We start from the raw sequence: 23,115 nt of genomic DNA, 5'->3' as shown, positions 1-23,115 counted from the left end.
CACCCCGCGGGGTGACCGGCCTCTGCCGTCGAAGTCTGTGCGGACTCAGTCCTCGCTGGGGACCAGGTCGGCGTAGTACGGCAGCGCTCCGTCGAGTACGGGAACCTGCGTCTTGACGCCCAGGGAATCGCCCGACTGGAAGTGCATCTCGATCGTCGCACCCGGCATCGTGTCGAGACCGACGATGCGCAGCGGGTCGGCGTCGGCGCCGAAACTGATGCGGTCGCCCGCTGGCACCGTGACGGTGAGCGGGTCGATGCCTTCGATGCCGATGGTGAGCGTGGCTCGCTCGTCGGTGGGGTTGACGACGGCGCCGATGAAGTTGCCGACCGAGCCGTCTTCGTTCGCGACGATGAAGGCGTTACGGACGACCAACGGGCCGTCGGCGTCGGAGATGTTGACACCGTCAGAGGCGGAGTATTCGATCTTCGTCGCCTGGGGCGAGATGAACGTGCATCCCGTCGCGCTGAGAAGAACGAGAGCGCTGAGGGCGACAGACGCAACAAGGCGCGATTTCACGGGTCCTCCTGAGGTCCGACGGGGTTTCCGCATCCATTCTACGGGTATGCGCGTGCGTCCCCTGAGACGTCGAGGCGCGAACCTTAGCGCATCCGCCCTGTGGTATCCTTGAGGTTGCCGAAAGGACACGTTTTTATGCTTTTTGAGGTTGGCGAGACAGTCGTCTATCCGCACCATGGCGCCGCGACCATCATCGAGGTCAAGGAACGCATCATCAAGGGTGAGGCGAAGAAGTACCTGAAGCTCAATGTCACCCAGGGTGACCTGATCATCGAGGTACCCGCAGAGAATGTCGACCTGGTCGGCGTCCGCGACGTGATCGGCAAGGAGGGTCTCGACAACGTGTTCGAGGTCCTGCGCGCACCGTTCACCGAGGAGCCCACCAACTGGTCGCGCCGCTACAAGGCGAACCTCGAGAAGCTCGCCTCCGGCGATGTGATCAAGGTCAGCGAGGTCGTCCGCGACCTGTGGCGCCGGGATCAGGACCGTGGACTCTCCGCGGGTGAGAAGCGGATGCTGGCGAAGGCTCGCCAGATCCTCATCTCCGAGCTCGCTCTCGCTGAGAAGACCGACGAGGACAAGGCGGGCGCGCTGCTCGACGAGGTCCTCGCGTCCTGAGGCGTCCCGCGCCTGAGACGTCCTCGAAGGGGCGGATGCTGCGGCATCCGCCCCTTCGTCGTCTCCGCATGTCGCCGCCGGTCACGAGGTAGCGTGAGAGCGTGACCATGCTCCCCGTACCGCACACCGCGATCATCGTCGTCGCCGCAGGCTCAGGCACACGTCTCGACGCCGGAGCGCCCAAGGCGTTCGTCGGGATCGACGCTCACTCGATGCTGCGGCATGCCCTCGACGGGGTCTTCGCCGCAGCACCGGCTCAGGTCGTCATCGTCGCTCCGTCCGGCTACGAAGGTGATGCCGAGACCGAGGCGCGGGAAGCCGCGGGTGATCGGGGCGACCTCGTGCGGGTCGTCACGGGCGGCGCGACTCGGCAGCAGTCCGTGTCGGCAGGACTCGCGGCGCTCTGGGGCGAGGTCACGACGGTGCTCGTGCACGATGCGGCTCGAGCGCTCACGCCATCCGCGCAGATCGACGCGGTGGCGGCCGCGGTGACGGATGCTGTCGGCGTCATACCCGCCCTTCCGGTGGTCGATACGCTCAAGCGGGTCGAGGGCGGAGCAGTGACCGGTGCGGTGGATCGTTCCGAGCTCGCCGCGGCACAGACACCGCAAGGCTTCCCCCGGGCGCTTCTCGAAGCGGCCTATGCCGCCGCGCGGGAATCCGGCATCGAGTACACCGACGATGCCGCACTCTTCGCCGCCGCCGGGCACGCCGTGCGCCACATCGACGGATCCGCCCGGGCGTTCAAGATCACGACCCCTGCCGACCTGGAGCGCGCACGGCACCTGCTCGCCGCATCCGCTCAGGGCGAGGTCGCCCCCACCTCTCGCGCCCGTGCGGATGTGCCGCGGGTCGGCATCGGCACCGACGTTCACGCGTTCGGCGGAGAGGGGCACCTCTGGCTGGCCGGCCTCGAATGGCCGGGGGAGCCGGCGCTGTCCGGTCACTCCGACGGTGACGCCGTGGCCCACGCCATCGTGGATGCCCTGCTCGGAGCCGCGGGCCTCGGCGACATCGGCGAGCACTTCGGCACCGCGCATCCGCAGTACGCGGGCGCGCATGCCGAGGTCTTCCTGGCGCGCACCCGGGAACTGCTCGCCGAGGCCGGCTTCTCGATCGGGAACGTGTCGGCGCAGTTCCAGGGCAATCGCCCGCGGTTCAGCGCGCGCCGTGCCGAGGCGGAGGGAGTGCTGTCGGCCGCACTCGGAGGGGCGCCCGTCGCACTCACGGCCACCACGACCGACGGTCTCGGATTCCCGGGCCGCGGTGAGGGCATCGCGGTCACGGCGATCGCGATGGTCATGCCGGACGATTCACGGAGCAGATGACGGATCGCGGAACTTTTCCCCCGATCCCTCCGCGAAACGTCATACACTCCGCGAATCGTCGCTTGGCGGGTGCTGCTCAGCCGCGCCCCAGTAAGCTTGACCGGTGACACTCCGACTCCACGACACCCGCGCGCAGCGACTGCGCGACTTCGTGCCGCTCGACCCGGGAAACGTCACGATGTATGTCTGTGGTCCGACGGTGCAGTCGGGACCCCACATCGGACACGTCCGCGCGGCGCTCAGCTTCGATCTTCTGCGACGCTGGCTCCAGCACCGGTACGGGCGGGTCACGTTCGTCCGCAACGTGACCGACATCGACGACAAGGTGCTCGCGAACGCCACGGACACAGAGCCGTGGTGGGCGCTCGCGTACCGCATCGAGCAGGAGTTCACGGGTGCCTATGCAGGCGTCGGCATCCTTCCCCCGACGTACGAGCCGCGTGCGACCGCGTCGATCCCGCAGATGCAGGAACTCATCGGCACGCTCATCGAGCGCGGTCATGCGTACCCGGCGCCGGACGGATCCGGGGATGTGTACTTCGACGTGCGCTCCTGGAGCGAGTACGGCGCACTCACACACCAGTCCGTCGACGCCATGGAGGCGGCGGAGGATGCCGATCCCCGCGGCAAGCGGAACCCGCAGGACTTCGCGCTGTGGAAGGGCGCCAAGCCGGATGAGCCCGCCGATGCCACATGGTCGTCGCCCTGGGGCCAGGGTCGCCCGGGGTGGCACATCGAGTGCTCCGCGATGGCGAAGCGCTACCTCGGATCGGCGTTCGACATCCACGGCGGTGGCCTCGATCTGCGCTTCCCTCATCATGAGAACGAGCTCGCGCAGTCGGCCGCCGCGGGTGACGACTTCGCCAATCACTGGGTGCACAACGGTCTGGTGACGGTCGACGGCCAGAAGATGTCGAAGTCGCTGGGCAACTTCACCCTCGCCGCCGATGTGCTCTCCGCGCATGACGCCCTGGTCGTGCGCTACGCCCTGGCGGCGGCGCACTACCGCTCCAGCCTCGATCTCACCGAGTCGTCGTGGGACGAGGCGGGTGCGGCCCTCGGGCGCATCGCCACGTTCGTCGCGCGCGTGCGCCGTTCGCTCCCCGGCGCGCCGGAGGAGAGCCGGGAAGGCGTCGTGCCGGATGCGTTCGCCGATGCGATGGACGACGATCTCGGCGTGCCGCAGGCGCTCGCCGTCGTGCACGAGACGGTGCGGCGCGGCAACTCGGCGATCGACGCCGCCGATCACGACCTCGCGTGGACCGCGTTCACCGAGCTCGACGCGATGCTGCGCGTGCTCGGTTTCGACGAGCTCATGAGCAGCGGCGGAGACCTCGCCGAACACAGGACACTGGACGCTCTCGTCCAGACGATGATCGGCCAGCGTGCGCAGGCGCGCGCCGACAGAGATTGGGCGAGCGCCGATCGGATCCGCGATGCGATCGCGGCCGCAGGCATCGTCCTCGAAGACACCGCAGACGGAACTCATTGGAGTATTGATGGCTAAGCCACAGCGCCCCGGCGCAAGCAACGGCAAGAAGAAGGGCCCCAGCAAGGGCACGGGCGGACTCGGCCGCAAGGCTCTCGAAGGCCGCGGACCCACGCCCAAGGCGGAGGATCGCGCCTGGCACCCCGCCGGCAAGCGCAAGGCCGCGGCCGAGCGCTACGCCGCGTCGGGCGGAAAGGGCCGACCCGGCGGGGGACGCCCGGCATCCGGGAGCAACCCGAACCGCGCGCCCAAGGCCAAGGCGGGGGATGACACCGAGAACGTCACCGGTCGCAACTCGGTGCTCGAGGCGCTGCGTGCGAAGATCCCGGCAACGGCGTTCTACATCGCCCAGCGCGTCGAGATGGACGACCGCGTGAAGGAGATGCTCTCGATCGCCACGAACCGTGGCATCCCGGTGCTCGAGGTCACGCGCCCCGAACTCGACCGCATGGCCGGCTTCGACGGTGTGCACCAGGGCGTCGCGATCAAGGTGCCGCCCTACGAATACGCACACCCGCAGGATCTGCTCGAGAAGGTCATCGGCCGGGGCGATGTGCCGCTGTTCGTCGCGCTCGACGGCATCACCGATCCGCGCAACCTGGGAGCCATCATCCGCTCCACCGCCGCTTTCGGCGGACACGGCATCATCCTGCCGCAGCGTCGCTCGGCCGGTGTGAACTCCGCCGCCTGGAAGACGAGCGCCGGCGCCGTCGCGCGGACCCCCGTCGCGCTGGCGACCAACCTCACCACGCAGCTCAAGGACTTCAAGAAGCAGGGCGTGTTCGTGCTCGGCCTCGACGGCGACGGCGACGTCTCGCTGCCGGCGCTGCAGTTGGCCGACCGCCCCGTGGTGATCGTGGTCGGCTCGGAGGGCAAGGGGCTGTCGCGCCTCGTCGCCGAGACCTGCGATCAGATCGTCTCGATCCCGATCTCCGCGTCCACCGAGTCGCTGAACGCCGGCATCGCGACCTCGGTCGCGCTGTACCAGGTCGCGACCATGCGCGCCGCGAAGTGACGGAACCACTCTGACCGCAGTGAACTGACCGCAGCACCATCGTCCGAACAGGGAGAACCGCATGGCTCGCATCGTCGTCCTCGGAGGGACCGGCTACGCCGGTCGTCACATCGTCTCGGAAGGGGTGAGCCGCGGGCACGCGGTGATCGCCCTCTCCCGTTCGGAACCGAAGGATCCGGTCGCGGGCGCCGCGTACGTGCAGGGCTCCGCGCTCGACATCGACTCCCTGGCTCCGGCGCTCGAAGGGGCGGATGCCGTCGTATCGGCGCTCTCGCCCCGCGGTGACATGGAGAACAGCGTGCTGGACGCTCTTCGTGACCTCGCCGCGCGTCTGACCGGCACGGAGACCCGGCTCGGCGTGATCGGCGGAGCCGGTGGCAGTCTGGTCGCCCCGGGCGGTCCTCGCCTGTTCGACCAGGGGTTCCCCGAGGAGTACAAGCACGAGGCGCAGGTCGGGATCGATTCGCTCGCGCTCCTGGAGGAGTCCGAGGAGTCGCTCGACTGGTTCTTCGTGCACCCGGCCGAGGAGTTCGGCCCGTGGGCGGAAGGCGAGCGCACGGGGCATTACCGCGACGGCGGCGACGTGATCGTGCGCGACGCCGATGGCAAGTCGTTCATCTCCGGCGCCGACCTCGCGGTCGCGGTCGTGGATGAGATCGAGCAGGGCAACCACCACCGCGAGCGCTTCACCGTCGGTTACTGACGCCTCGCTGCTTCGGTCGGTCGACTGTACGGAATCGCGTCGACTGCACGGGATGCTGACGCACGTACGCCGTGCACTCGGCAGCATCCCGTGCACTCGGCGCGCTGCGCCAGGCTGACGGGATCGCGCGGGGTCAGACCAGGTCGCGCCAGTCGACGCCGTCATCGTCGTCGTCGTCCGTGATCATGGTCGCCCCGGTGATGACGGGCAGGCTCATGGTCTCAGTCGGCGGGCCCATGATGGTCGCCTCGTCGCGGCGATGCCGCAGAACCTCGTTGATGTAGCTCGTGAGCACCTCGGCCAGGGGCACGGAGCGTCCGTGCGCCTGGGAGAGGTACCAGCGGTGCTCGAGCACCTGGTGGAAGACCTCGGCCGGCTCGAGCTTGGCGCGCAGCTCGTAGGGAATCGCGCGCACGACGGGTTCGAAGACGCGCGTCAGCCATTCGTGCGCGTACATCTCCTCGTCGGCCCACTGCTTGGTGGAGCGGGCGCGGAACTCGTCGAGGTCGTTGAGCAGACGCCGGGCCTGATTCTCCTCGACATCGAGTCCCGTGAGCCGGATGAGTCGGCGCTGGTGGTGACCGGCGTCGACGACCTTCGGCTGGATCTCCACGACCGTGCCGTCGGAGGTCGTCGACATCGACATCTCGTCGATGTCGAAGCCCAGGGCGTTGAGGCGTTCCACGCGCTCCGTGATGCGCCACGTCTCCGCCGAGGAGAAGGATTCCTGGGCGGTGAGCTCGGCCCACAGCGAGCGGTACGACGACACGATGCCGTCGGCGATCGCGATCGCATCGACACCGTGCTCGAGGCGTCCTCCGGCGGCGAGATCCATGATCTCTCCCGCGATGTTCGTGCGCGCCAGGTCGAGGTCGTACGCACGCTGTCCGTCCGTCAGACCTTCCTCATGGAGTTCCCCGGTCTCGGCATCCACGAGGTACGCGGCGAACGCGCCGGCATCACGTCGGAACAGTGTGTTCGACAGCGAGACGTCACCCCAGTAGAAGCCGACGTTGTGCAGGCGCACGAGCAGGAGCGCGAGAGCATCCACCAGGCGGTTGGCGGTGTCGGGGCGCAGCACACGCGTGAACAACGCGCGGTAGGGCATGGAGAACCGCAGGTGTGAGGTGACGAGGGCGGCGGGGAGGGGTTCCCCCTCGGCGTCCGTCCGTCCGGCGATCACGGCGACCCTGTCGACGCAGGGGACGTCGAGCCGGGCGAGGTTGCCGAGCATGTCGTACTCGCGCTGCGCCATCTCGGCCGTCGTCTCTTTGATCGCGATCACGCGCCCCGACAGGTCGGCGAAGCGGACGAGGTGCCGGGAGAGGCCTTTAGGGAGCGACACGATGTACTCGGACGGCCACTTCGCGAGCGTCGTGGACCAGGGGAGGGACAGCAGCGCAGGGTCGACCTTGCTGGCGGTGATCCGCAGAGAATCCTGCATGGCGCTCCCGATGGCGTTGAGGGGTGAAAAGAGACGCGGCGCGGGTGACCGAAGTCAGCCCGCGCCGCGTCTGTGGATCCGATCAGGCGGAGACGACCGGCTTCTCGTTCAGGCGGTCGCCCGACTCGATGTCGAAGGCGTGCACGTGACCAGCCGTCGCGGCCAGCGTGACCGTCTCGCCGGCGTTCGGGTGGTTGCGACCGTCGACACGCGCGACGAGGTCGGTGCGCTTGCCGTTGATCTCGGTGTGGCCGTAGAGGTAGCCGTCGGCGCCGAGTTCCTCGACGAGGTCGACGACGACCGAGAGACCCTTGCCATCGGCGGGGCCGACGACGATGTCCTCCGGACGCACACCCACGGTGACCTGGCTGCCGTTCGCGCGGCCGACGGTGTCACGGTCGAGCGGCACGACCTCGGTGCCGAAGGTGACTCCACCGTCGGCGAGGTCTGCCGAGAACAGGTTCATGGCAGGCGAGCCGATGAAGCCGGCGACGAACACGTTGTTCGGCTTCTCGTACAGGTCGCGCGGCGAGCCGACCTGCTGGAGCAGGCCGTCCTTGAGCACGGCGATGCGGTCGCCCATGGTCAGAGCCTCGGTCTGGTCGTGCGTGACGTAGACCGTGGTGACGCCCAGGCGACGCTGCAGCGATGCGATCTGCGTACGCGTCTGGACGCGCAGCTTGGCGTCGAGGTTCGACAGCGGCTCGTCCATGAGGAAGACCTGGGGCTGACGCACGATCGCGCGACCCATCGCGACACGCTGACGCTGACCACCGGAGAGGGCCTTCGGCTTGCGGGTCAGGTAGGGCTCGAGGTCGAGGAGCTTCGCAGCCTCGAGAACGCGGCTGGCGCGCTCTTCCTTGCCGACGCCGGCGATCTTGAGCGCGAAGCCCATGTTCTCGGCGACCGTCATGTGCGGGTACAGCGCGTAGTTCTGGAAGACCATCGCGATGTCGCGATCCTTCGGGGGCACGTCGGTGACGTCGCGGTCTCCGATGAGGATGCGGCCGGCGTTGACCTCTTCGAGGCCGGCGAGCATACGCAGCGATGTGGACTTACCGCAACCGGAAGGACCGACGAGGACGAGGAACTCGCCGTCACCGACCTCGAGGTTCAGCTTGTCGACGGCCGGGCGGGTTCCGCCGGGGTACAGACGGGTGGCGTCATCGAAAGTGACAGATGCCATGGTGTTTCTCCTTCACCGGCAGGTACGTGCCGGACGATCCGTTGTGATGGAAGCGTCGGAATGACCCGCCGCCGACCCGACTCTGGGTCGGAATCAGTATGACATGAACAGTGGCACCTGGGTATTTCTCAGCCTCACTGGTTAACATCGAACTCGGCCGTCTTGCTACGGCGATCGTCGCAGAGCGATGATCGGGGCCAACCCGGACCCCCTCAGACTCAAGAGGAACGATGTCGAGCGACGAAACGCCGAACGTCCCCACGCCTCGCAATTCTCGCGAGGCCGTGCGGGAGAAAGCACAGCAGGTGCACGCGCAGCAGTCCCGTGCGCGCATCATGCGACGGATCATCATCGGCGCGATCGCCGTGGTCGCCGTGGGCGCGATCGGCACCGCCGTGACGCTCGCGGTGTCGGCACAGGTCTCCAAGCCGCAGCTGTCGCCCACGGGCATGGAGGGCGACGGCGTGATCGTCACCGACCTCTCCTCGACCGGTGCCACTGATGAGATCCTCGAGACGCCGACCCCCGATCCCACCGAAGCGGGAACGGAAGAGTCGCCCACGCCCGAGCCCACGACCTCGGAGCGCGTCGACATCCACATCTACGTCGACTACCTGTCGCCGGATGCCGGCGAGTTCGAGCGTGCGAACGCCCGGCAGCTCGCGAACTGGATCACCGAGGGCGCTGTCACCGTGAGCTACCACCCGGTCGCGCTGCTCACCGCGAGCTCCAACGGCACGAAGTACTCGCAGCGTGCGGCCGCCGCGGCGGCATGCGTCGCGACCCACTCGCCGGCGCAGTTCTACGCGTTCAACCACGACCTGCTCGACGACCAGCCGAAGGTCGGCACCGATGGCCTCTCGGATGTCGAGCTGGCTGATCTCGCCGGCGCGGTCGGCGTCGACAACTCCAAGGCCGTGCGCTCGTGCATCGAGGATGCGGACTTCGTGACCTGGGCCAAGGAAGCGACGACCCGCGCGCTCGAGGGCCCGCTGGCAGGCTCCGACGACCTGGTGCTCTCCTCGGCTCCGATGATCGTGGCGAACGGCGAGGCCTACGTCGGAGCGCTCGACGATCCGTCCGAATTCTCGCAGTTCGTGCTGACGGTGGCGAGCGACGCGTACTACAAGGAGACGGCGACACCGACTCCGGATCCGACGGCCACGCCGACCGAGACCCCGGCGAAGAAGTAGTCCGGACCACCCCTTCGCCATCGGTAAGCTGGTGGCACCCGCCGACTTGGCGCAATTGGTAGCGCACCGTACTTGTAATACGGGGGTTACGGGTTCGAGTCCCGTAGTCGGCTCGGAAAACGCCTAGTCAGGCCACAAAAAATCGCCCCGGTTCCTTCTTGGAATCGGGGCGATTCGTTGTTTATCCATGGTTTTCAGGTGAACAGCTTCGACAGAACAAGTCCGGCAGCCGGCCCTCGGTGCACCTCATCGGCGTAGTGCTTCAGCGTCGTGCGCTCCGACTCGTGCCCGAGCTGATCCTTCGCCGCCTCGACGCCGAGCTCGTCGCGCAGCACGGTCGCGACGGTCTTGCGGAAGCTCTTGGGCGTCGTGCCCTTCCAGTCGGTCTCGCGCAGCGCGTCGCGCCATGAGGTCCGGTAGTTGTTGGGGTGGCGGAACGTGCCGACGCTCGACGCGAAGACGAACGCTGAGTAGGAGGCGATGCGGCGGCGCAACAGCATGTCAACGACGTGGTCGGGCAGCTCGAGCTCGCGATAGCCGGCGTCCGTCTTCGTGAACTCCTGGACGAAGAACTTGCCGTCTCGGTCCTGCGCGATCGTCCGGCGGATCGTGGCGAGCTTCGCGTCGAGGTCGAGCTGATCCCATTGCAGGGCGAGCAGCTCTCCCGTGCGGACGCCGGTGCCGATGATCATGTCGGTGGTATCTAGCAGCTCGCTCGCGCGCGGGCGGCGACGTCGTCGGTCATCCGCGGTCCTCAACTCGGTGCCGGCATCCCACTCCTCGAAGCGAGTACGGATCGACCGCACGACATCGAGGTTCGGCGCGGCGCGCCTGGTCGCACGCTTCGCCTTCTCTGGTGCGGGGACGTCAGTCATCGGGTTCGGACGCACCGCTCCGTGTCGAGCAGCGAGCGTGAACATGCCGCGCAGCACCACATGCGCGGTCGTCGCCGTGCCCGGCCCGGACGATTTCGTCAGCGCAGTCACGAATCGATCGAGCCGGGGCACGCTGATCTCGCTCAGTCGCACAGCGCCGAGCCCGGTCGTGATGTGCTTCTCGATCGCGTTCTTATAGATTCGGATCGACCCCTCGGCGAGTCGTGCCTTCGAGTCGAGCCACATCGTCGCGAGCTCGCTCACAGTCGAGTCCGGTGCCAGCGCCTCGCTCGCAGGCGCGAGCCGCTTCTTCAGCGCCTTGATTAGCATCCGCTCAGCCTCCGGGCCGGTGCGCCCCTGGCGCTGCATCAACCGAGTGATTCCATCTGAGTCTCGGTAGTAGGCGACTGCGGTCGGCTTGCCCTTCACCGTGGTGCGGCGTACCCGTCCCCACGTCTCAAGCTCAAGCGGCGGCCGGGCCATCATCCGACCTCGACGCGGTGCGCGAACTGCGCGGCGCCCATCCGAGGGCGAACATACGTCGCCTGGTCGGTGCGGAGTAGGGTGCCTCGGTAGATGACGACGAGTTCGTCGGGAACGTTCAGGTCGATCGCCATAGACGTGACGTGTCCGTTCCGGTGTTGCTCGGCTGACGCGTACCCCTCCGGCGTGATGAGTGTGTGCGCCGCCCATACGTTCGCGGCCTGCTCCTGCCGCTTTCGGATGAGTCCGAAGTCGGTCGGGTGATGCCCGAGAACGTGATGCCCGATCTCATGACACATGACCCCGCGGAGAACTCGGCCGCGCATTCCGGGCGTGAGGTCGATGTGGTCGTCGTGGGGTGCGTATCCACTTCGGTGCGTGCCGCGGCGCTCGCGGACTGTCAGGCCGAGATCGTCGGCGAGCTTCCAGACATCCATGCGGAACCCCCTCGGTGGTGCATGTTCAGGCGTGGTCGTAGTCGGCGTCGTTGCCACTGGGGAATTCGTTGATCGAGTCGTTAGCGACCAGGTCGTAATCCTGTCGCGTGCCATCGACATTCGCGGTGCGCGCCGCTGAGGTCTCCTGAATGCGCTCTCTTACGTGGGGCGGAAGGTCGCTAACCGAAACGTCGTGCGGCCGGTCGATGCTGTAATACTTGTCGCCGTCGAGTTCCTCAACGTGGAGGTGGGATGCGATCGGCCGGATGAAGTCCATGCCATCGACCTGCGACGGTGCGACCGCCGGATGAACGTACCTAAGCGCGCCGTGCGCGAGGTGAGCAGGGTGCCCCGTCTCGCGCGTGATGCTCGCTAGCCATCCTGCATAGTCGTTCATGACTTCGAGCCGGTCGCGCAGCTCGTCCACTAGCTGAAGCGTGGAGATCTCGTCGAGGTCGGCAGCGTAGTGCAGGGTGAGGTCTTCCTCGAGGTCTTCCGCGCTCAGGTACTCGGCGGCGACGAGTGCAGCGAGCGGGCTCTTTCCGTACCTGCGAGCAAGCGCCACCACCTGCCTCGGTTTCGGGTCGATCTCACCGCTTCGCCAACGACCGATAGTCGAAGGGCTAACGCCGACTTTGAACGCGATCGTCTTGTCGTTGTCGGGGTGCGTCGTGACTTCTAGATACCGAGTCCATGCGTTCTTGTCCACATCGGGAGCTTAACTGAGATCGTGCACGCGTGCAATGTCTTTGCGAAGCTGATACGCGGAAAATCAGCAGTTCCGCAATCGCATGCATGCAACTCGCTTGCGGGGGCGCTTGCATTGGTCTAGCGTTGCGGCCATGCAAACACGTAGCGAAGCCGCAACTCGCCCGGTGCTGGTGCTCAACCGGCAGAAGCTTGACGAGCTTCGCCGGGCAAGCGGTATTCCGTCTGAGGCGGAGCTTGCTCGACGGCTTAACGTCGATGTTTCGACGTTGTATCGAGTGTCCGCGGGCAAGACCGTGCCGTCGAACGAGTTCATCGCAGGGCTGAAGGTGGCCTTCCCGATGTGCAGCCTCGACGACCTCCTCACCATCGGGCGTGCAGCATGACGTGCGGCAAGACATCGCCCGTGCATTCGGGTGCGCGCCGCGGCCCCGTGCTGACCACGAGAGATGCAGCGAGGTACAGCGGCCTCGCGTATCAAACCTTCCGGAATCTGCTCGCAGCAGGCGAGGGGCCGAAGCGCTTTAAGCAGGGGGCGCTGAACGTCTTCTACCCGGTAGACCTCGACGCCTGGCTCGCAACGCGCGTCACCGATCCCGAGGCGGCTGCATCATGATCTCCCGGTCTGGGGACCGGGTGCCCGCTGGGGTATCGGGCCAGACGGGTCGGGGCACCGTGGGGACGGTTGCCCCGACCGGTCGATTCACCCCGATCGTATGGGGCGCGGTCTCGGGCTACGTCGCAGGGGGGATCGCTCTCATCGTCTTCTCCGCGTTCCTCGCCCCTTGGGGGCTCCTGCTCCTCATCCCTGCCGTGGCGCTGTTCGGCGCCGCCGGTGTGCTGGCGATCCTCGCGGTCGGCATCAACGTCATTGAGGCGGACGAAGCATGAGCCCGCTCGAGGTGTTCCACTACGCCGGCACCGAGGTGCGCACGGTGCTCGTCGACGGTGACCCGTGGTTCGTCCTCGCCGACCTGACCCGTGTGCTCGGTCTCTCGCAGTTCCGCACTGACCGTCTCGACGGTGGGGTGATTCAGAGTCACCCCATCGAGGATCGGTCCGGCCGCTCGCAGCTCACGAACATCGTCAGCGAAGCGGGCATGTACGAAGTCGTGATCCGATCCGACAAGCCCGGCGCCATCGACTTCCGCCGGTGGATCACGTCGGACGTATTGCCGAGCATCCGCCGCACCGGCTCCTACGCCGTGCCCGAGACGCCGGAGCAGCTGATGGCCCGCGCGGTGCTCCAGGCGCAGGAGATTGTCGCACGCCGCGACGAACAGATCGCCGCGCTCACCCCGCGAGCTGAGGCATGGGACGAGATCGCTGACGCGGGCACGGACTACGCCGTGCGCGACGTCGCCCCGATGCTCAACCGTGTCGGGATCGAGATGGGGCCGCAGCGCCTGTTCGAGAAGCTCCACGAGCTCGGCTGGATCTACCGCGGCGAAAAGCGTCGGTGGACGCCATACGCCCGCGCCGTCGACGCCGGTCTTCTCACCGTCCGCGCGATGCCCCCGTACCTGGATCGCGAGACGGACGAGCTCAAGCCCGCAGCTCCGCAGATCCGCATCACCCCGCACGGGGTCGAGAAGCTCCGGATCCGGCTCGGCGCCGGCGTCCTCACGAACTGACCACACACACGAAAGCGGGGCGCCCGTTGCAACCGGACGCCCCACCGAAAACGAAAGGCAATGCAGATGCCTCAGACACAGGATACCGACCCGATCGCGGAAGCGGTGGATGACTTCTTCACCCCGCGCCCCGCGACCACACATCTGAGCGTGACCACGGAAACGACACAGATCATCCCCGCAGCGAGCACCATCTGGCCGCTCGCCCCGTGGCGGTGGGTGCTGATCTTCACCTCGATCGGCATCGCCATCCCGTGCGGCATCGCCGCCGCCGCACCCCCGAGCTTCAACGGCGCCGAGCTCGGGATCCTCATCTGCCTGGTGATCTTCGTAGCCGCGTTCACCCCTGGGAAGGACTGACCATGACTCACTTCATCGCCGCCGTGGCCGTGCCGCCGTCCGTATCGGTCGAGACGTCGACGCGACCTCGCGTCCTTCCGTTCTCCCTCGAGGCCATCATCGAGACCGAGCCGTCGGCTGAGCTCGGTGAGTTCCTGAGCCGGGCGCTCGCACGCTTCGACGAGAACCGTGAGGTCGAGCGGTGGACAGCGAAAGCCGACATCATCGCCGAGGGTCGACGCAGTATCGATTCGTACCGCGATAGCTACTACGACGAGGCGCTCTCTCTTGGCGAGGCCGGATACCGCGCCGCCCGACCCCACGCGCGCGAGGCCCACTTCCAGCACGTGTTCGTCGAGTTCCCGAAGCGCCTCGAGTGGAGCGACGAGGAGGTGTACGCCCACGAGATCGAAGAGTGGGACACCATCCGCGAGGACGGCGCCCGCTTCGATACCGACAACCCGGACGCTCGCTGGGACTGGTGGACGATCGGCGGCCGCTGGGAGGAGAACTTCCGCACCCACCAAGGCGAAACGATCGCCACCGCGTTGACGGCGCTTCGTGCCGCACTCTCGGACATCGAATCAGGCCAGAGTCGCCGCCCCGAACCGGTCGACGGCCGCCCGATCGAAGACCCCGATCGCCGCCTCGAGTGGTGGTTCCCGCGCGGCCTCGTCATCGAGTCCGGAGACACGTTCGAGTGGATCGCGCAGGGATCGGAGGGCTGGTTCGGGATGACCACCGACGACATGACCGAGGCGGACTGGATCCGCGCGCTCATCGCCGCCGCCGAATCGCTCGACGAGAACACCCGTCTCGTCTACATCGACTTCCACATCTAAGGACCAGCCATGACCCCGCAGATCATCGCCGACGCCGTGACCGCCGTGCGCGTCGCGTCGCAGGACAACGAGGTGGAGTGGCTCGACGCCCGCGCCGACGGAGTGACCGCATCGGAGGTGCCGAAGCTCTCGCCGACGACGTGGAGCAGCCTCCTGTCGGAGAAGCTGAACGGCTCGAAGTTCCGCGGCAACGCGCACACCGAGCGCGGCCACGACCGCGAGCCGGAGATCCTGTCCGATCTCGAGTGGGCGACCGAGTCGAAGATCTACCCCAACCGTCACGTCTGGGCTGCCGCCGCGAACCGCCGCCACCTCGCCACCCCCGACGGCTTCCAGATCCTCCCCAATGGGCGCATCCGCGGCGCGGAGGTCAAGAACCACAAGCACGGGTGGAAGCCGCCGAAGCGGGTGATCCCGAGAGATCACTACGACCAGATGCAGTTCGGCATGCACGTCACCGGCCTGGACGAGTGGCTCTACGGCTGGGAGATCATGGGCGCCGACGGCACCGCCCCGACCGCGGATCCGGAGTTCCGGATCGTGAAGCGCAACCAGGCCCGCATCGACGAACTCGTCGCCGCCGCAGACGCGTTCCTCGCATGGATCGACGCCGGCGCACCGGTCGAGGAGATCAGCCCCGAACTCGAAACCGCGAAGACGAAGATGATCGTCGCGAAGCGCGCCGCGATCGCCGCGACAGCAGCAGATGCCAAGGCCCGCGCGGAGTTCGAGAAGCTCCTGGCGGCTGAGTTCCCCGACGCGATGAAGACCGGATGGAAGCACGGCGACGACTCATCCGTGATCCTCGCCCGACCCGCCCGCAAGACCGTCATCGACGAGGCCGCATGGTCGACCGCCGAGCCCGACGGATTCACCGACTACGACACCGCGCGCACCGCGGTGAAGACGACCGAGGAACACGCCGTGAAGCTCTACCCGCAAGTCACCTACTCGAAGCCCGCGCTGCGGGTCGTTCCCCCGAAGGCGGTGTCCGCATGAGCACCGAGGTAACCGAAGAAGCGGTCCAGCAGACCCTGCAGGGCTACCTCACCATCGCGACGAAGACCGGGCAACTGCGCGGCGTGAACGTCGAGTTCACCGCCGACGGCATCACCTGGCACCCGGCGATCTTCAACCTTGCCGACGGCGAGCATCCGCTCGCGGCACGCGCACGCGTCTACCGCGACGGTTGGGTTGAGCCAACCGAACCGATCGAGTTGTGGGACGAGGTTGTGCCCGCCGACGAGGGTTGGCGTGCACTCTGGTTCGCGCGTCCGCACGTCCTGTTCGGCGCGCACGTCCAGCGCTCAGCACTGCGCAAGACGTTCGCCGACATCCTGGGCGACCGCCGCGAACCCGACGATCTCGACGCGCTCCCCGCACCATCCGCGCCTATCGCAGCGCCGGAGCAGACGGCCGCCGTCGACTGGTTTGCTCGCGTCGAGGCAGCGGAGACAATCGCCGATCTGAAAGCCGTGCGCGGCGCAGCCCGCGAAGCGACCTCCGTCACGCTTCCGCTGAAGAAGCGGATCGACGAGCGGCTGATCGAGCTCGGCGGCGACTCCTGGCAGGCACCGGAGCCGACCGCGCCGGCGCGTCGTGAACCGCAGGACTACCGGCCCGCGGAGAACCGCGCCGCACGCCGCAAGTCCGCACGCAAGAAGGGCGGACGCCGATGAACGGTTACGACAACGTCGACGAGCGGTTCCGCGATCAGCGTGATCGTGCTGAGGCGCTGGTGGAGCAGTCCGCCGAAGACCCACTCACGATCGCGCGCGTGCTGCACCACCTATCGATGCTCTCCCGCGAGATGAACAAGACGATCCTCGACCTCAGCGCCAAGGCCACCGACCTCGCCGTCGACTTCGAGTCGCGTCGCGTGAAGATCATCGACGAGCTGCAGGAGAAGGGCTTCGGCCTCTACCGGGCGCGCGACCGTGCGGACTACGAGGTTCGGGAAGATCGCCGCGCCGCCGAACAGGCGAAGAACGTCGTCGACTACGTCAAGCGCACCCAGGCCTCCGTGAACCGCCGCCACTTCGAACTGATGAACGTCGGCAAGCACGTCGACAACGAGACGAGGAACCGATGAGCACCACGATGATCGACGCGGCGGATCTCGCCGTGATCCACGAACTGAAGATGTCCACCGTCGACATGGGCTGGCTCGCGAGGGGTCTTCTCGCGGCGGCCGCGACCAACGAGGTCTACGGGGTGATCTGCCACGCGCACATCGCCGCCGACGGTCTCTCCGCGATCGCCGCTTCCACCGATCGCTACCGCGTACACCAGATGCACCTCGCGTTGCGCGCCCCCGTCGAACCGGTCGACGTCGTCCTCCCGCGTGAAGCACTGGTGTGGGCGTCGAAGAACGTGCGCACCTTCACCCCGAAGAAGGACTCGCTGATCGAACCGATCGCGACGCTCCTCCTCACGGTCGCCGCCGACGGCGACGGGTCTCGCGTCGGGTGGGTGTCGGTCATCTACCGCGAGTGGGACGACGAGACTGCGCCGTCGGCACGGTTCGACGCCCCGCTGATGGCGGACGAGTACCCGCCTGTCGGGCGCATCATCGAAGCCGCCCGCCTCGCTGAGTCGGCCGCACCGTCACCCGTGCAGCTCGACTTCATCGCCGACGCCCGCACCCTGCAGACCGCGCACACCGAGACCCCGACGATCACCTACACGACCGGATCCACCGGACGTCCCGGCCCCGCGATCCTCGACTTCTGGGAAGGCGGGATCCTCCGCGGGACCGCACTCATCCAGCCGAGCCGCACCGAGGACGACGAATGAGCGGCGTGCAGGCGTACCGTCGCCGCGCTGCCGAGACGGAGCGCACGGTCGACGCCGCGGTCGCCGCGGTGAAGGCGGAGCGCGCTGCGGAGTTCGAGCAGTCGAAGCGCGAGCACGCCGAACGGGAGGCCGCTCGCCGCGTCTACACCCGTGAGGACATCGTCGGCGCCGGCTTCGTTCACGACGGCCACTGGTGGCGGAAGGTCGTGCGCGTGAACAAGACGAGCGTCTCCGTCGAGACCGGCCACTCATGGGTCGATCGCATCCCGTTCTCGAAGGTCCACGGGATTCAACAGCCCCTCAAGGGCGCAGCTGAGGAGCAGAAGAAGTGAACGTTGGATACACGCCCCCGGCCGTCGATTGGAACGGCCTCACCGTGACGGATCTGTTCTGCGGTGCCGGCGGTTCATCGTCAGGTCTCCGCGAGGCGGGCTACCGCGTCGTTATCGCGGCGAACCACTGGGCGCTCGCGATCGAGTCTCACCAGATCAACCACCCGGAGACGGATCACTCGCAGGCGGACATCTCGCAGGTGAACCCGGCGTACTTCCCGAAGACGCACGTGCTCTGGGGGTCGCCGGAGTGCACGAATCACTCGATCGCGAAGGGTATCAAGCGGCAGCGCCAGGAGGACCTCGCGCTGTTCGAGCTCGACGGGACCGCGCCGCGGCCGGACGAGGCCGCGAACCGGTCCCGCGCGACGATGTGGGACATCCCACGCTTCGCCGAGCATCACCGTTACCAGGCGATCATCCTTGAGAACGTCGTCGACGCGTACCGGTGGGATCAGTTCGAGGCGTGGCAGCTCGCGATGCGCTCGCTCGACTACCGGATGCAGTTCGTCTGGTTGAACAGCATGCACGCGCAGATCGGCGGGCTCCCGGCTCCGCAGTCCCGCGATCGCATGTACATCGTGATGTGGCGCGAAGACCTCGCGAAGCGGAAGAAGGACGTCACCGGCCCGAACATCGGGAAGTGGACCCGCCCCATGGCGGTCTGCCCCGAGCACGGTGAGGTGCAGGCGGTGCAGGCGTTCAAGAAGGCCGAGCACTGGGGGCGCTACCGCGCACAGTACCTCTACCGGTGCCCGCAGTGCTTCCAGGTCATCGAGCCTGGATGGCTGGCAGCCGAGTCGATCATCGACTGGTCGCTGCCCGCGCTGCGCATCGGCGATCGCGCGAAGCCGCTCGCCGAGAAGACTCGCGAGCGGATCCGCCGCGGCATCGAACGACACTGGGCGCCGATTATCGCGAAGGCCGCGGGTAACACCTACGACGGCGTGACCACCGGGTCGAACTACCTGCGGGTGTCCGGACTCGACGCGCCGATGCCTGCACAGATGGGAACGGCCGAGCACGGCCTCGCGATCCCGCCGCTCGTGATGACGAACAACCACGCGAACCGCGCGCGGCGCGTCAACGAGGAGCTCCCGACCGTGACGACGGCGACGAACCACGCGCTCATCGTGAACCACGTCTCCGGCGCTGATGCGTCCCGGTCGCTTCCCGTCTCCCGCGAGCTTCCATCGATCGTCGCCGGCGGCACGCATGCGTCCCTGCTGATCCCGGTAGAGGGCCGGGAGGGCAAGAGCGCGGCATCCGTCGCCGACCCGATCCGCACACAGTCGACCCGCAACGAGACCGGCTTGCTGGTCCCGCTGCGGAACCACGGCGTCGCGAAGCCCGCGACGCATCCGATCGACACGGTCAGCGCGGAGGGCAACCACCACGCACTCGTCATGCGGAACAACGAGGGCGGAGCGGAGATGTCGACCTCGGTGACCGAGCCGATTCGAGCGCTCACCACGCACGGCCACCAGTCGCTCATTGAGCCGAGCGCGCCGATCAGTCTCGACATCGACGACGCCGGGTTCCGGATGCTCGAACCGCACGAGATCCAGGCGGGGATGGGCTTTGCCCGTGACTACCTGCTCCTCGGCTCGAAGCGCGACAAGGTCAAGCAGGCGGGTAACGCGGTCACGCCGCCTGCTGCGCGCGATCTCGGGCACGCCGTCGCCGAGTTCCTCCTGGCGGTGGCAGCATGAGCGCGCTCAAGTCGCCGGTGCAGTATTTCGGCGCGAAGCAGCAGATCGCGGAGCATCTCGTCGCGCTGATGCCCGAGCACATGGGGTACATCGAGCCGTATGCCGGTTCGCTCTCGGTCTTGCTGGCAAAGCCTGAATCGAAGATCGAGGTCGTCAACGATCTCGACCACCGGCTGATGACGTTCTGGCGGGTGCTTCGCGATCGTCCGGAGGAGCTGCTCCACGTCGCCGAGTTCACCCCTCACTCTCGGGAGGAGCTCGAGAGAGCGGCCGCTCTCGACGGCGATACGGATCTCGAGCTCGCTCGGCAGGTGTGGGTGTTGCTGACGCAGGGGCGAAGCCGGACGATGAAGCGCACCGGGTGGAGGTTCTACGCGGATCCTCAGGGAACCTCGGCGTCTTTCAGCACCTACATGCGCGCCTACCGGAGCCGGCTCCTGCCTGCCGCTGAGCGCGTGCAGAACGTCTCCCTCGAGTGCCGTCCCGCGCTCGAGGTGATCGAAAAGTACGGAGCCCATGCCGGCAACCTGCTCTACGTCGATCCGCCCTATGTGCACTCGACGCGACGTGGTGCCCGGTACACCCATGAGATGACCGAAGCTGACCACCGGGAGATGGCTGCCGCGCTTCGCGAGTGTGCGGCCGTGGTGATGCTATCCGGATACGAGTCGCCCCTTTACGAGGAGTTGTTCGGGGATTGGCACCAGGTCCAGATCAGCGCGCGATCGGACAACGCACTCGATCGCGACGTGATCGAAGTCGTGTGGTCGAACCGTCCGCTCGGTGACTTCCTCTGGCACGGGGACGTGATCGCATGACCAAGCCGACCGAAGAGACCCGCCGTGGCGTCTACGCCCGTGACGGATTCCGCTGCGTGATGTGTGGCGCGCTCGAGCTGACGTTCCAGCACCGCCGCGCGGTGGGCGCCGGCGGCTCGAAGAATATCCCGACGGCTGTCGACGGTCTCACCCTCTGCATGATCTGCAACGCCGCGTGTGAGGCGGAGTTGCAGATGAAGGCGCTCGCGAACGGGTGGAAGGTCCGCCGTTGGGTGTCCTGCCCTGAGCGGGTGCCGGTGTACTTCCCGCACGAGTTCGCCTGGTACCGCCTTGAGGGCACCCGCCGGGTCCGGATCTCCGCCGCTGTCGCGATGGAGATGGGCTGCTCGGTGTACGGCGACGAGTGGATGAAGTGGCGGATCCAGGTAATCGGAGGTGTCGCATGAATGTGAAGCGAGAGATCGACGCGGCGAACCGCCGCATCCAGGAGCAGATTGACGCGTCCACACGGGCAGCGCTGATCCGCATCGGCGTCGATGTCGAGGCGATGGATCGCGAGGAGGCGGAGCAGCGAGTCCGTCGGGCACGTGAGGCCTTCGCGGCCTTCGGCGAAGCGGTGGGCACAGCGATCAACGGGTTCATCGGATTGGCGACCGCGTTCGCCGACGGCGTGCAGCACGCGATGGAGCGGGAGATCGAGGAGTCGAAGCGATGAGCATGCCTGAGTTCGCGATGACGTATGTGGTCTGGCATCCGGAGTCGATGACGTTGAAGATCGGCCGCGCGTGGGCGTGGTCGCGGGTGCAGCGGTGGCTGGATCGCGGTTGGTATCCCATCGTGTGCCAGCGACGCACGGATGCGTCGTGGGAGCGGGAGGCGCTGCGTGTCCTGCGGCGCTGGTTCCCGGCCGCGTTCGAGTCCTGGGCGGATGCCGAGGACGTGCTCGGCCCGGGCGGGAAGGGCTTCACGGAGTGCTTCACCGTCCAGCCGGAGGATCTGAATTTCGCTCTCGACAGGTGCATCGAGGGCTTCGCGAGAGGGAACGATGTCAACCAAGCAACGAATGATCAGCCCCGCCGACCTCGAGACGCTGGCCGGAGTGCCGGACGCCTCGAAGCCATCGGCGATGTGGCTGTGGCTGAACCTCGACCCGCTCGGGCGGGGGCGGTTCGACACACGGGAGATCTCGTCGGCGATGTATCCGACGCTCGACCTGAGTTCGGACGAGGTGTTCGAGCACCTGGTGGTGCTGACGGAGTCGGGGTTCCTGACGACGTTCCTCGCCCCGGATCCGGAGACACGCGAGACCGTGGAGTGGCTGCTGCTTCTGCACCCGCTGAAGGTCGACCTGCGCGGCACGACGATCCGCACCCCCGAGCCTCCCGAGTCCAATCATGGACGCTCCATGGCTATGGGTGGGGGCGGGCGGCCGCGAGCGCGGGGGAGTGCGCGGGAGAGGGCGCGGGACGCGGTGCGGGCAGAGGGCGCCGCACGCAGCGCGGCGTGGGATGCGGTGGAGCGCGATCGCGAGGTCGCGCCGGAACGACCGGAACGCCCCGCGATGCTCGATGCCCCGCCGATGTTCTGCCCGGATCACATGCCACGCGGCGCCGGGAAGCAGAAGTGCGGCCCTTGCCGGGATGCCAGGAACTACCGCGACGAGTGGATGCAACGCCGGGTCTACGAGGACAAGCTCGCGAACTTCTACGAACTCGGCGGCGAGGAGGAGGTGTGGGGTGGTGATCCATTCTGACCCCGATTGGCGGCTCTCTGATGAGTGGTTCGCCGACTTCATAGTGGAGCTCGAAGCGTCGCCGCGGCGTCGCACTCGGGCGAAGCGGGAAGTGATGAAGGCTCTCCCGATCGTTGACGCTCTGGCGGTGGCGTTCGAGGAGAAGACGGAGCAGTTGCGGCGGTATCTCGCCGCTGAGCGCGAGCGGTGGCTCGCAGAGCAGGGGAAGACAGCATGACCGTTCAGACCTACACCGGCACACTCATGATCGTCGAGTGCCCGGGCTGCCACATGGACTTCGGTGTGACACCGCAGTTCGAAGCATCGCGTCGCAATGACCACGCGCTCTTCTACTGCCCTGCGGGCCACTCAATGAGCTTCGGCCAGAAGACCGAGGCCGAGAAGCTCCGCGCTCGTCTTCGCTCGGCCGAGGCGCAGCTGACGCACACGCAGGACCAGCTGCAGGCGACGGAGTATCAGCGCCGCGCGCAGAAGGGCCAGAACACGAAGCTCCGGAACCGCATCGCGGCCGGCGTGTGCCCGTGCTGCAACCGATCATTCCAAGACCTGCGCCGTCATATGGCTGGCCAGCACCCCGATTTCACGATGCACGAGAACTGACATGGGACCGTGGGACATCTTCGCCTGGGTCGGAGCGAGCCTGTCGAAGGGCATGCGTGTCGTCGCGCAGGGTCGGCTCCGCCAGCGCACCTACCAAGACCGTGAGGGGAACCAGCGCACGGCGATTGAGCTCGAGGTGGATGAGATCGGTCCGAGCCTCCGGTATGCGACGGCGCAGGTGACTCGTGCGGCGCGCACCGATGGTCAGGGTGGGTCGTCCGCGCCAGCGGCTCAGACGGAGCAGTGGGCGACGGAGTCGCCGGCAGATGGGGGATGGTCGGATGTCGACAGCACCCCGTTCTGAGCCCCGCCCGGATTGCGAGCATTGCA

General features: G+C 67.3%; 29 protein-coding genes, 1 tRNA gene and 1 pseudogene. 25 read left to right on the top strand and 6 right to left on the bottom strand.

Annotated features, from left to right (window positions below; genetic code table 11):
- Nucleotides 1–45 precede the first annotated feature (45 nt).
- Entirely contained in the window at nt 46–519 is a 474-nt protein-coding gene (locus P0Y60_14735) for a DNA modification methylase (GenBank protein WEK60552.1), read from the bottom strand.
- Between the two features lie 135 nt (nt 520–654).
- Here P0Y60_14735 and P0Y60_14730 point away from each other — a divergent pair, with 135 nt between their 5' ends.
- The 5 genes from P0Y60_14730 (at nt 655) to P0Y60_14710 (ending at nt 5,672) form a co-directional block, all read left to right on the top strand.
- Nucleotides 655–1,137: a CarD family transcriptional regulator gene (locus P0Y60_14730; GenBank protein WEK60551.1), complete on the top strand. Its 483-nt coding sequence runs from the start codon at nt 655–657 to the stop codon at nt 1,135–1,137.
- Nucleotides 1,138–1,238: 101 nt separating this feature from the next.
- On the top strand, nt 1,239–2,465 hold the full coding sequence (gene ispD / locus P0Y60_14725; GenBank protein WEK60550.1) for a 2-C-methyl-D-erythritol 4-phosphate cytidylyltransferase: 1,227 nt from the start codon (nt 1,239–1,241) through the stop codon (nt 2,463–2,465).
- 103 nt (nt 2,466–2,568) lie between these two features.
- Nucleotides 2,569–3,972, top strand: a complete 1,404-nt coding sequence (gene cysS / locus P0Y60_14720) for a cysteine--tRNA ligase (GenBank protein ID WEK60549.1) — start codon at nt 2,569–2,571, stop codon at nt 3,970–3,972.
- Complete coding sequence (gene rlmB, locus P0Y60_14715; protein ID WEK60548.1) at nt 3,965–4,969, top strand: 23S rRNA (guanosine(2251)-2'-O)-methyltransferase RlmB; 1,005 nt, start codon at nt 3,965–3,967, stop codon at nt 4,967–4,969. The genes cysS and rlmB overlap by 8 nt, the downstream gene beginning before the upstream one ends.
- 61 nt (nt 4,970–5,030) lie before the next feature.
- Nucleotides 5,031–5,672 carry an NAD(P)H-binding protein gene (locus P0Y60_14710; protein ID WEK60547.1) on the top strand — a complete coding sequence of 214 codons (642 nt, stop codon included), beginning with the start codon at nt 5,031–5,033 and terminating at the stop codon, nt 5,670–5,672.
- A 133-nt stretch (nt 5,673–5,805) separates the two neighbouring features.
- Here the strand turns inward: P0Y60_14710 and P0Y60_14705 are convergent, their stop codons facing one another.
- Both P0Y60_14705 and ugpC read right to left on the bottom strand, forming a co-directional pair.
- Nucleotides 5,806–7,116, bottom strand: coding sequence for a DUF4032 domain-containing protein (locus P0Y60_14705; protein WEK60546.1), 1,311 nt, complete (start codon nt 7,114–7,116; stop codon nt 5,806–5,808).
- A gap of 82 nt (nt 7,117–7,198) precedes the next feature.
- Nucleotides 7,199–8,302 carry a sn-glycerol-3-phosphate ABC transporter ATP-binding protein UgpC gene (gene ugpC, locus P0Y60_14700; GenBank protein WEK60545.1) on the bottom strand — a complete coding sequence of 368 codons (1,104 nt, stop codon included), beginning with the start codon at nt 8,300–8,302 and terminating at the stop codon, nt 7,199–7,201.
- A gap of 230 nt (nt 8,303–8,532) precedes the next feature.
- Here ugpC and P0Y60_14695 point away from each other — a divergent pair, with 230 nt between their 5' ends.
- Nucleotides 8,533–9,495: a thioredoxin domain-containing protein gene (locus P0Y60_14695; protein ID WEK60544.1), complete on the top strand. Its 963-nt coding sequence runs from the start codon at nt 8,533–8,535 to the stop codon at nt 9,493–9,495.
- Between the two features lie 40 nt (nt 9,496–9,535).
- A tRNA-Thr gene (locus tag P0Y60_14690) sits at nt 9,536–9,608 on the top strand.
- A gap of 81 nt (nt 9,609–9,689) precedes the next feature.
- Here P0Y60_14690 and P0Y60_14685 read toward each other — a convergent pair.
- The 3 genes from P0Y60_14685 to P0Y60_14675 all read right to left on the bottom strand — a co-directional run bounded on the left by P0Y60_14685 (nt 9,690) and on the right by P0Y60_14675 (nt 11,999).
- Complete coding sequence (locus P0Y60_14685; GenBank protein ID WEK62930.1) at nt 9,690–10,739, bottom strand: site-specific integrase; 1,050 nt, start codon at nt 10,737–10,739, stop codon at nt 9,690–9,692.
- A gap of 113 nt (nt 10,740–10,852) precedes the next feature.
- Nucleotides 10,853–11,290, bottom strand: a complete 438-nt coding sequence (locus tag P0Y60_14680) for an ImmA/IrrE family metallo-endopeptidase (protein WEK60543.1) — start codon at nt 11,288–11,290, stop codon at nt 10,853–10,855.
- Between the two features lie 25 nt (nt 11,291–11,315).
- The gene (locus P0Y60_14675; GenBank protein WEK60542.1) at nt 11,316–11,999 is read right to left on the bottom strand and encodes a helix-turn-helix transcriptional regulator; all 684 of its coding nucleotides are present in this window, start codon (nt 11,997–11,999) and stop codon (nt 11,316–11,318) included.
- 133 nt (nt 12,000–12,132) lie between these two features.
- Between P0Y60_14675 and P0Y60_14670 the strand changes: the two genes are divergently transcribed.
- The 18 genes and pseudogenes from P0Y60_14670 to P0Y60_14585 all read left to right on the top strand — a co-directional run bounded on the left by P0Y60_14670 (nt 12,133) and on the right by P0Y60_14585 (nt 23,089).
- Nucleotides 12,133–12,384, top strand: coding sequence for a helix-turn-helix transcriptional regulator (locus tag P0Y60_14670; GenBank protein ID WEK60541.1), 252 nt, complete (start codon nt 12,133–12,135; stop codon nt 12,382–12,384).
- Between the two features lie 289 nt (nt 12,385–12,673).
- A complete protein-coding gene (locus tag P0Y60_14665; protein WEK60540.1) occupies nt 12,674–12,889 on the top strand; it encodes a hypothetical protein in 216 nt (71 codons plus the stop codon).
- Nucleotides 12,886–13,632, top strand: coding sequence for a phage antirepressor KilAC domain-containing protein (locus P0Y60_14660; protein WEK60539.1), 747 nt, complete (start codon nt 12,886–12,888; stop codon nt 13,630–13,632). The genes P0Y60_14665 and P0Y60_14660 overlap by 4 nt, the downstream gene beginning before the upstream one ends.
- 66 nt (nt 13,633–13,698) lie before the next feature.
- Nucleotides 13,699–13,992, top strand: a complete 294-nt coding sequence (locus P0Y60_14655; protein WEK60538.1) for a hypothetical protein — start codon at nt 13,699–13,701, stop codon at nt 13,990–13,992.
- Nucleotides 13,993–13,994: 2 nt separating this feature from the next.
- The gene (locus P0Y60_14650) at nt 13,995–14,813 is read left to right on the top strand and encodes a hypothetical protein (GenBank protein ID WEK60537.1); all 819 of its coding nucleotides are present in this window, start codon (nt 13,995–13,997) and stop codon (nt 14,811–14,813) included.
- Nucleotides 14,814–14,822: 9 nt separating this feature from the next.
- Complete coding sequence (locus P0Y60_14645; protein WEK60536.1) at nt 14,823–15,812, top strand: YqaJ viral recombinase family protein; 990 nt, start codon at nt 14,823–14,825, stop codon at nt 15,810–15,812.
- Nucleotides 15,809–16,492, top strand: a complete 684-nt coding sequence (locus P0Y60_14640) for a hypothetical protein (GenBank protein ID WEK60535.1) — start codon at nt 15,809–15,811, stop codon at nt 16,490–16,492. Before P0Y60_14645 ends, P0Y60_14640 begins: the two co-directional genes overlap by 4 nt.
- The gene (locus P0Y60_14635; protein ID WEK60534.1) at nt 16,489–16,905 is read left to right on the top strand and encodes a hypothetical protein; all 417 of its coding nucleotides are present in this window, start codon (nt 16,489–16,491) and stop codon (nt 16,903–16,905) included. Before P0Y60_14640 ends, P0Y60_14635 begins: the two co-directional genes overlap by 4 nt.
- A complete protein-coding gene (locus P0Y60_14630) occupies nt 16,902–17,609 on the top strand; it encodes a hypothetical protein (protein ID WEK60533.1) in 708 nt (235 codons plus the stop codon). Before P0Y60_14635 ends, P0Y60_14630 begins: the two co-directional genes overlap by 4 nt.
- Entirely contained in the window at nt 17,606–17,941 is a 336-nt protein-coding gene (locus P0Y60_14625) for a hypothetical protein (GenBank protein WEK60532.1), read from the top strand. Before P0Y60_14630 ends, P0Y60_14625 begins: the two co-directional genes overlap by 4 nt.
- Nucleotides 17,938–19,653: a DNA cytosine methyltransferase gene (locus P0Y60_14620; GenBank protein WEK60531.1), complete on the top strand. Its 1,716-nt coding sequence runs from the start codon at nt 17,938–17,940 to the stop codon at nt 19,651–19,653. Before P0Y60_14625 ends, P0Y60_14620 begins: the two co-directional genes overlap by 4 nt.
- A complete protein-coding gene (locus P0Y60_14615; protein ID WEK60530.1) occupies nt 19,650–20,471 on the top strand; it encodes a DNA adenine methylase in 822 nt (273 codons plus the stop codon). The genes P0Y60_14620 and P0Y60_14615 overlap by 4 nt, the downstream gene beginning before the upstream one ends.
- A complete protein-coding gene (locus tag P0Y60_14610; protein ID WEK60529.1) occupies nt 20,468–20,878 on the top strand; it encodes a hypothetical protein in 411 nt (136 codons plus the stop codon). Before P0Y60_14615 ends, P0Y60_14610 begins: the two co-directional genes overlap by 4 nt.
- The gene (locus P0Y60_14605; protein WEK60528.1) at nt 20,875–21,147 is read left to right on the top strand and encodes a hypothetical protein; all 273 of its coding nucleotides are present in this window, start codon (nt 20,875–20,877) and stop codon (nt 21,145–21,147) included. The genes P0Y60_14610 and P0Y60_14605 overlap by 4 nt, the downstream gene beginning before the upstream one ends.
- A gap of 330 nt (nt 21,148–21,477) precedes the next feature.
- Nucleotides 21,478–22,185, top strand: coding sequence for a hypothetical protein (locus P0Y60_14600; GenBank protein WEK60527.1), 708 nt, complete (start codon nt 21,478–21,480; stop codon nt 22,183–22,185).
- 94 nt (nt 22,186–22,279) lie between these two features.
- Entirely contained in the window at nt 22,280–22,402 is a 123-nt protein-coding gene (locus P0Y60_14595; protein WEK60526.1) for a hypothetical protein, read from the top strand.
- Nucleotides 22,399–22,785, top strand: a complete 387-nt coding sequence (locus P0Y60_14590) for a hypothetical protein (protein WEK60525.1) — start codon at nt 22,399–22,401, stop codon at nt 22,783–22,785. The genes P0Y60_14595 and P0Y60_14590 overlap by 4 nt, the downstream gene beginning before the upstream one ends.
- A 37-nt stretch (nt 22,786–22,822) precedes the next feature.
- Nucleotides 22,823–23,089: pseudogene (locus P0Y60_14585) on the top strand (single-stranded DNA-binding protein).
- Nucleotides 23,090–23,115: the final 26 nt, after the last annotated feature.

This window comes from Candidatus Microbacterium colombiense, from assembly GCA_029203165.1.
GTDB classification, from domain to species: Bacteria; Actinomycetota; Actinomycetes; order Actinomycetales; family Microbacteriaceae; genus Microbacterium; species Microbacterium colombiense.
The sequence above is the reverse complement of the archived record's forward strand: the minus strand, read 5'-3'. Positions and strand labels throughout refer to the sequence as shown.

Bases quoted from the DNA above. Each gene is read 5' to 3' on its own strand.
- P0Y60_14660 (WEK60539.1), top strand. From the start codon at position 12,886: ATGAGCCCGCTCGAGGTGTTCCACTACGCCGGCACCGAGGTGCGCACG.
- P0Y60_14600 (WEK60527.1), top strand. From the start codon at position 21,478: ATGTCAACCAAGCAACGAATGATCAGCCCCGCCGACCTCGAGACGCTG.
- P0Y60_14655 (WEK60538.1), top strand. From the start codon at position 13,699: ATGCCTCAGACACAGGATACCGACCCGATCGCGGAAGCGGTGGATGAC.
- P0Y60_14595 (WEK60526.1), top strand. From the start codon at position 22,280: ATGAAGGCTCTCCCGATCGTTGACGCTCTGGCGGTGGCGTTCGAGGAG.
- P0Y60_14680 (WEK60543.1), bottom strand. From the start codon at position 11,290: ATGGATGTCTGGAAGCTCGCCGACGATCTCGGCCTGACAGTCCGCGAG.
- P0Y60_14635 (WEK60534.1), top strand. From the start codon at position 16,489: ATGAACGGTTACGACAACGTCGACGAGCGGTTCCGCGATCAGCGTGAT.
- P0Y60_14705 (WEK60546.1), bottom strand. From the start codon at position 7,116: ATGCAGGATTCTCTGCGGATCACCGCCAGCAAGGTCGACCCTGCGCTG.
- P0Y60_14640 (WEK60535.1), top strand. From the start codon at position 15,809: ATGAGCACCGAGGTAACCGAAGAAGCGGTCCAGCAGACCCTGCAGGGC.
- P0Y60_14590 (WEK60525.1), top strand. From the start codon at position 22,399: ATGACCGTTCAGACCTACACCGGCACACTCATGATCGTCGAGTGCCCG.
- P0Y60_14605 (WEK60528.1), top strand. From the start codon at position 20,875: ATGAATGTGAAGCGAGAGATCGACGCGGCGAACCGCCGCATCCAGGAG.
- P0Y60_14610 (WEK60529.1), top strand. From the start codon at position 20,468: ATGACCAAGCCGACCGAAGAGACCCGCCGTGGCGTCTACGCCCGTGAC.
- ugpC (WEK60545.1), bottom strand. From the start codon at position 8,302: ATGGCATCTGTCACTTTCGATGACGCCACCCGTCTGTACCCCGGCGGA.
- P0Y60_14625 (WEK60532.1), top strand. From the start codon at position 17,606: ATGAGCGGCGTGCAGGCGTACCGTCGCCGCGCTGCCGAGACGGAGCGC.
- P0Y60_14615 (WEK60530.1), top strand. From the start codon at position 19,650: ATGAGCGCGCTCAAGTCGCCGGTGCAGTATTTCGGCGCGAAGCAGCAG.
- P0Y60_14645 (WEK60536.1), top strand. From the start codon at position 14,823: ATGACCCCGCAGATCATCGCCGACGCCGTGACCGCCGTGCGCGTCGCG.
- P0Y60_14685 (WEK62930.1), bottom strand. From the start codon at position 10,739: ATGCAGCGCCAGGGGCGCACCGGCCCGGAGGCTGAGCGGATGCTAATC.
- P0Y60_14695 (WEK60544.1), top strand. From the start codon at position 8,533: ATGTCGAGCGACGAAACGCCGAACGTCCCCACGCCTCGCAATTCTCGC.
- P0Y60_14710 (WEK60547.1), top strand. From the start codon at position 5,031: ATGGCTCGCATCGTCGTCCTCGGAGGGACCGGCTACGCCGGTCGTCAC.
- P0Y60_14650 (WEK60537.1), top strand. From the start codon at position 13,995: ATGACTCACTTCATCGCCGCCGTGGCCGTGCCGCCGTCCGTATCGGTC.
- rlmB (WEK60548.1), top strand. From the start codon at position 3,965: ATGGCTAAGCCACAGCGCCCCGGCGCAAGCAACGGCAAGAAGAAGGGC.
- P0Y60_14670 (WEK60541.1), top strand. From the start codon at position 12,133: ATGCAAACACGTAGCGAAGCCGCAACTCGCCCGGTGCTGGTGCTCAAC.
- P0Y60_14730 (WEK60551.1), top strand. From the start codon at position 655: ATGCTTTTTGAGGTTGGCGAGACAGTCGTCTATCCGCACCATGGCGCC.
- P0Y60_14630 (WEK60533.1), top strand. From the start codon at position 16,902: ATGAGCACCACGATGATCGACGCGGCGGATCTCGCCGTGATCCACGAA.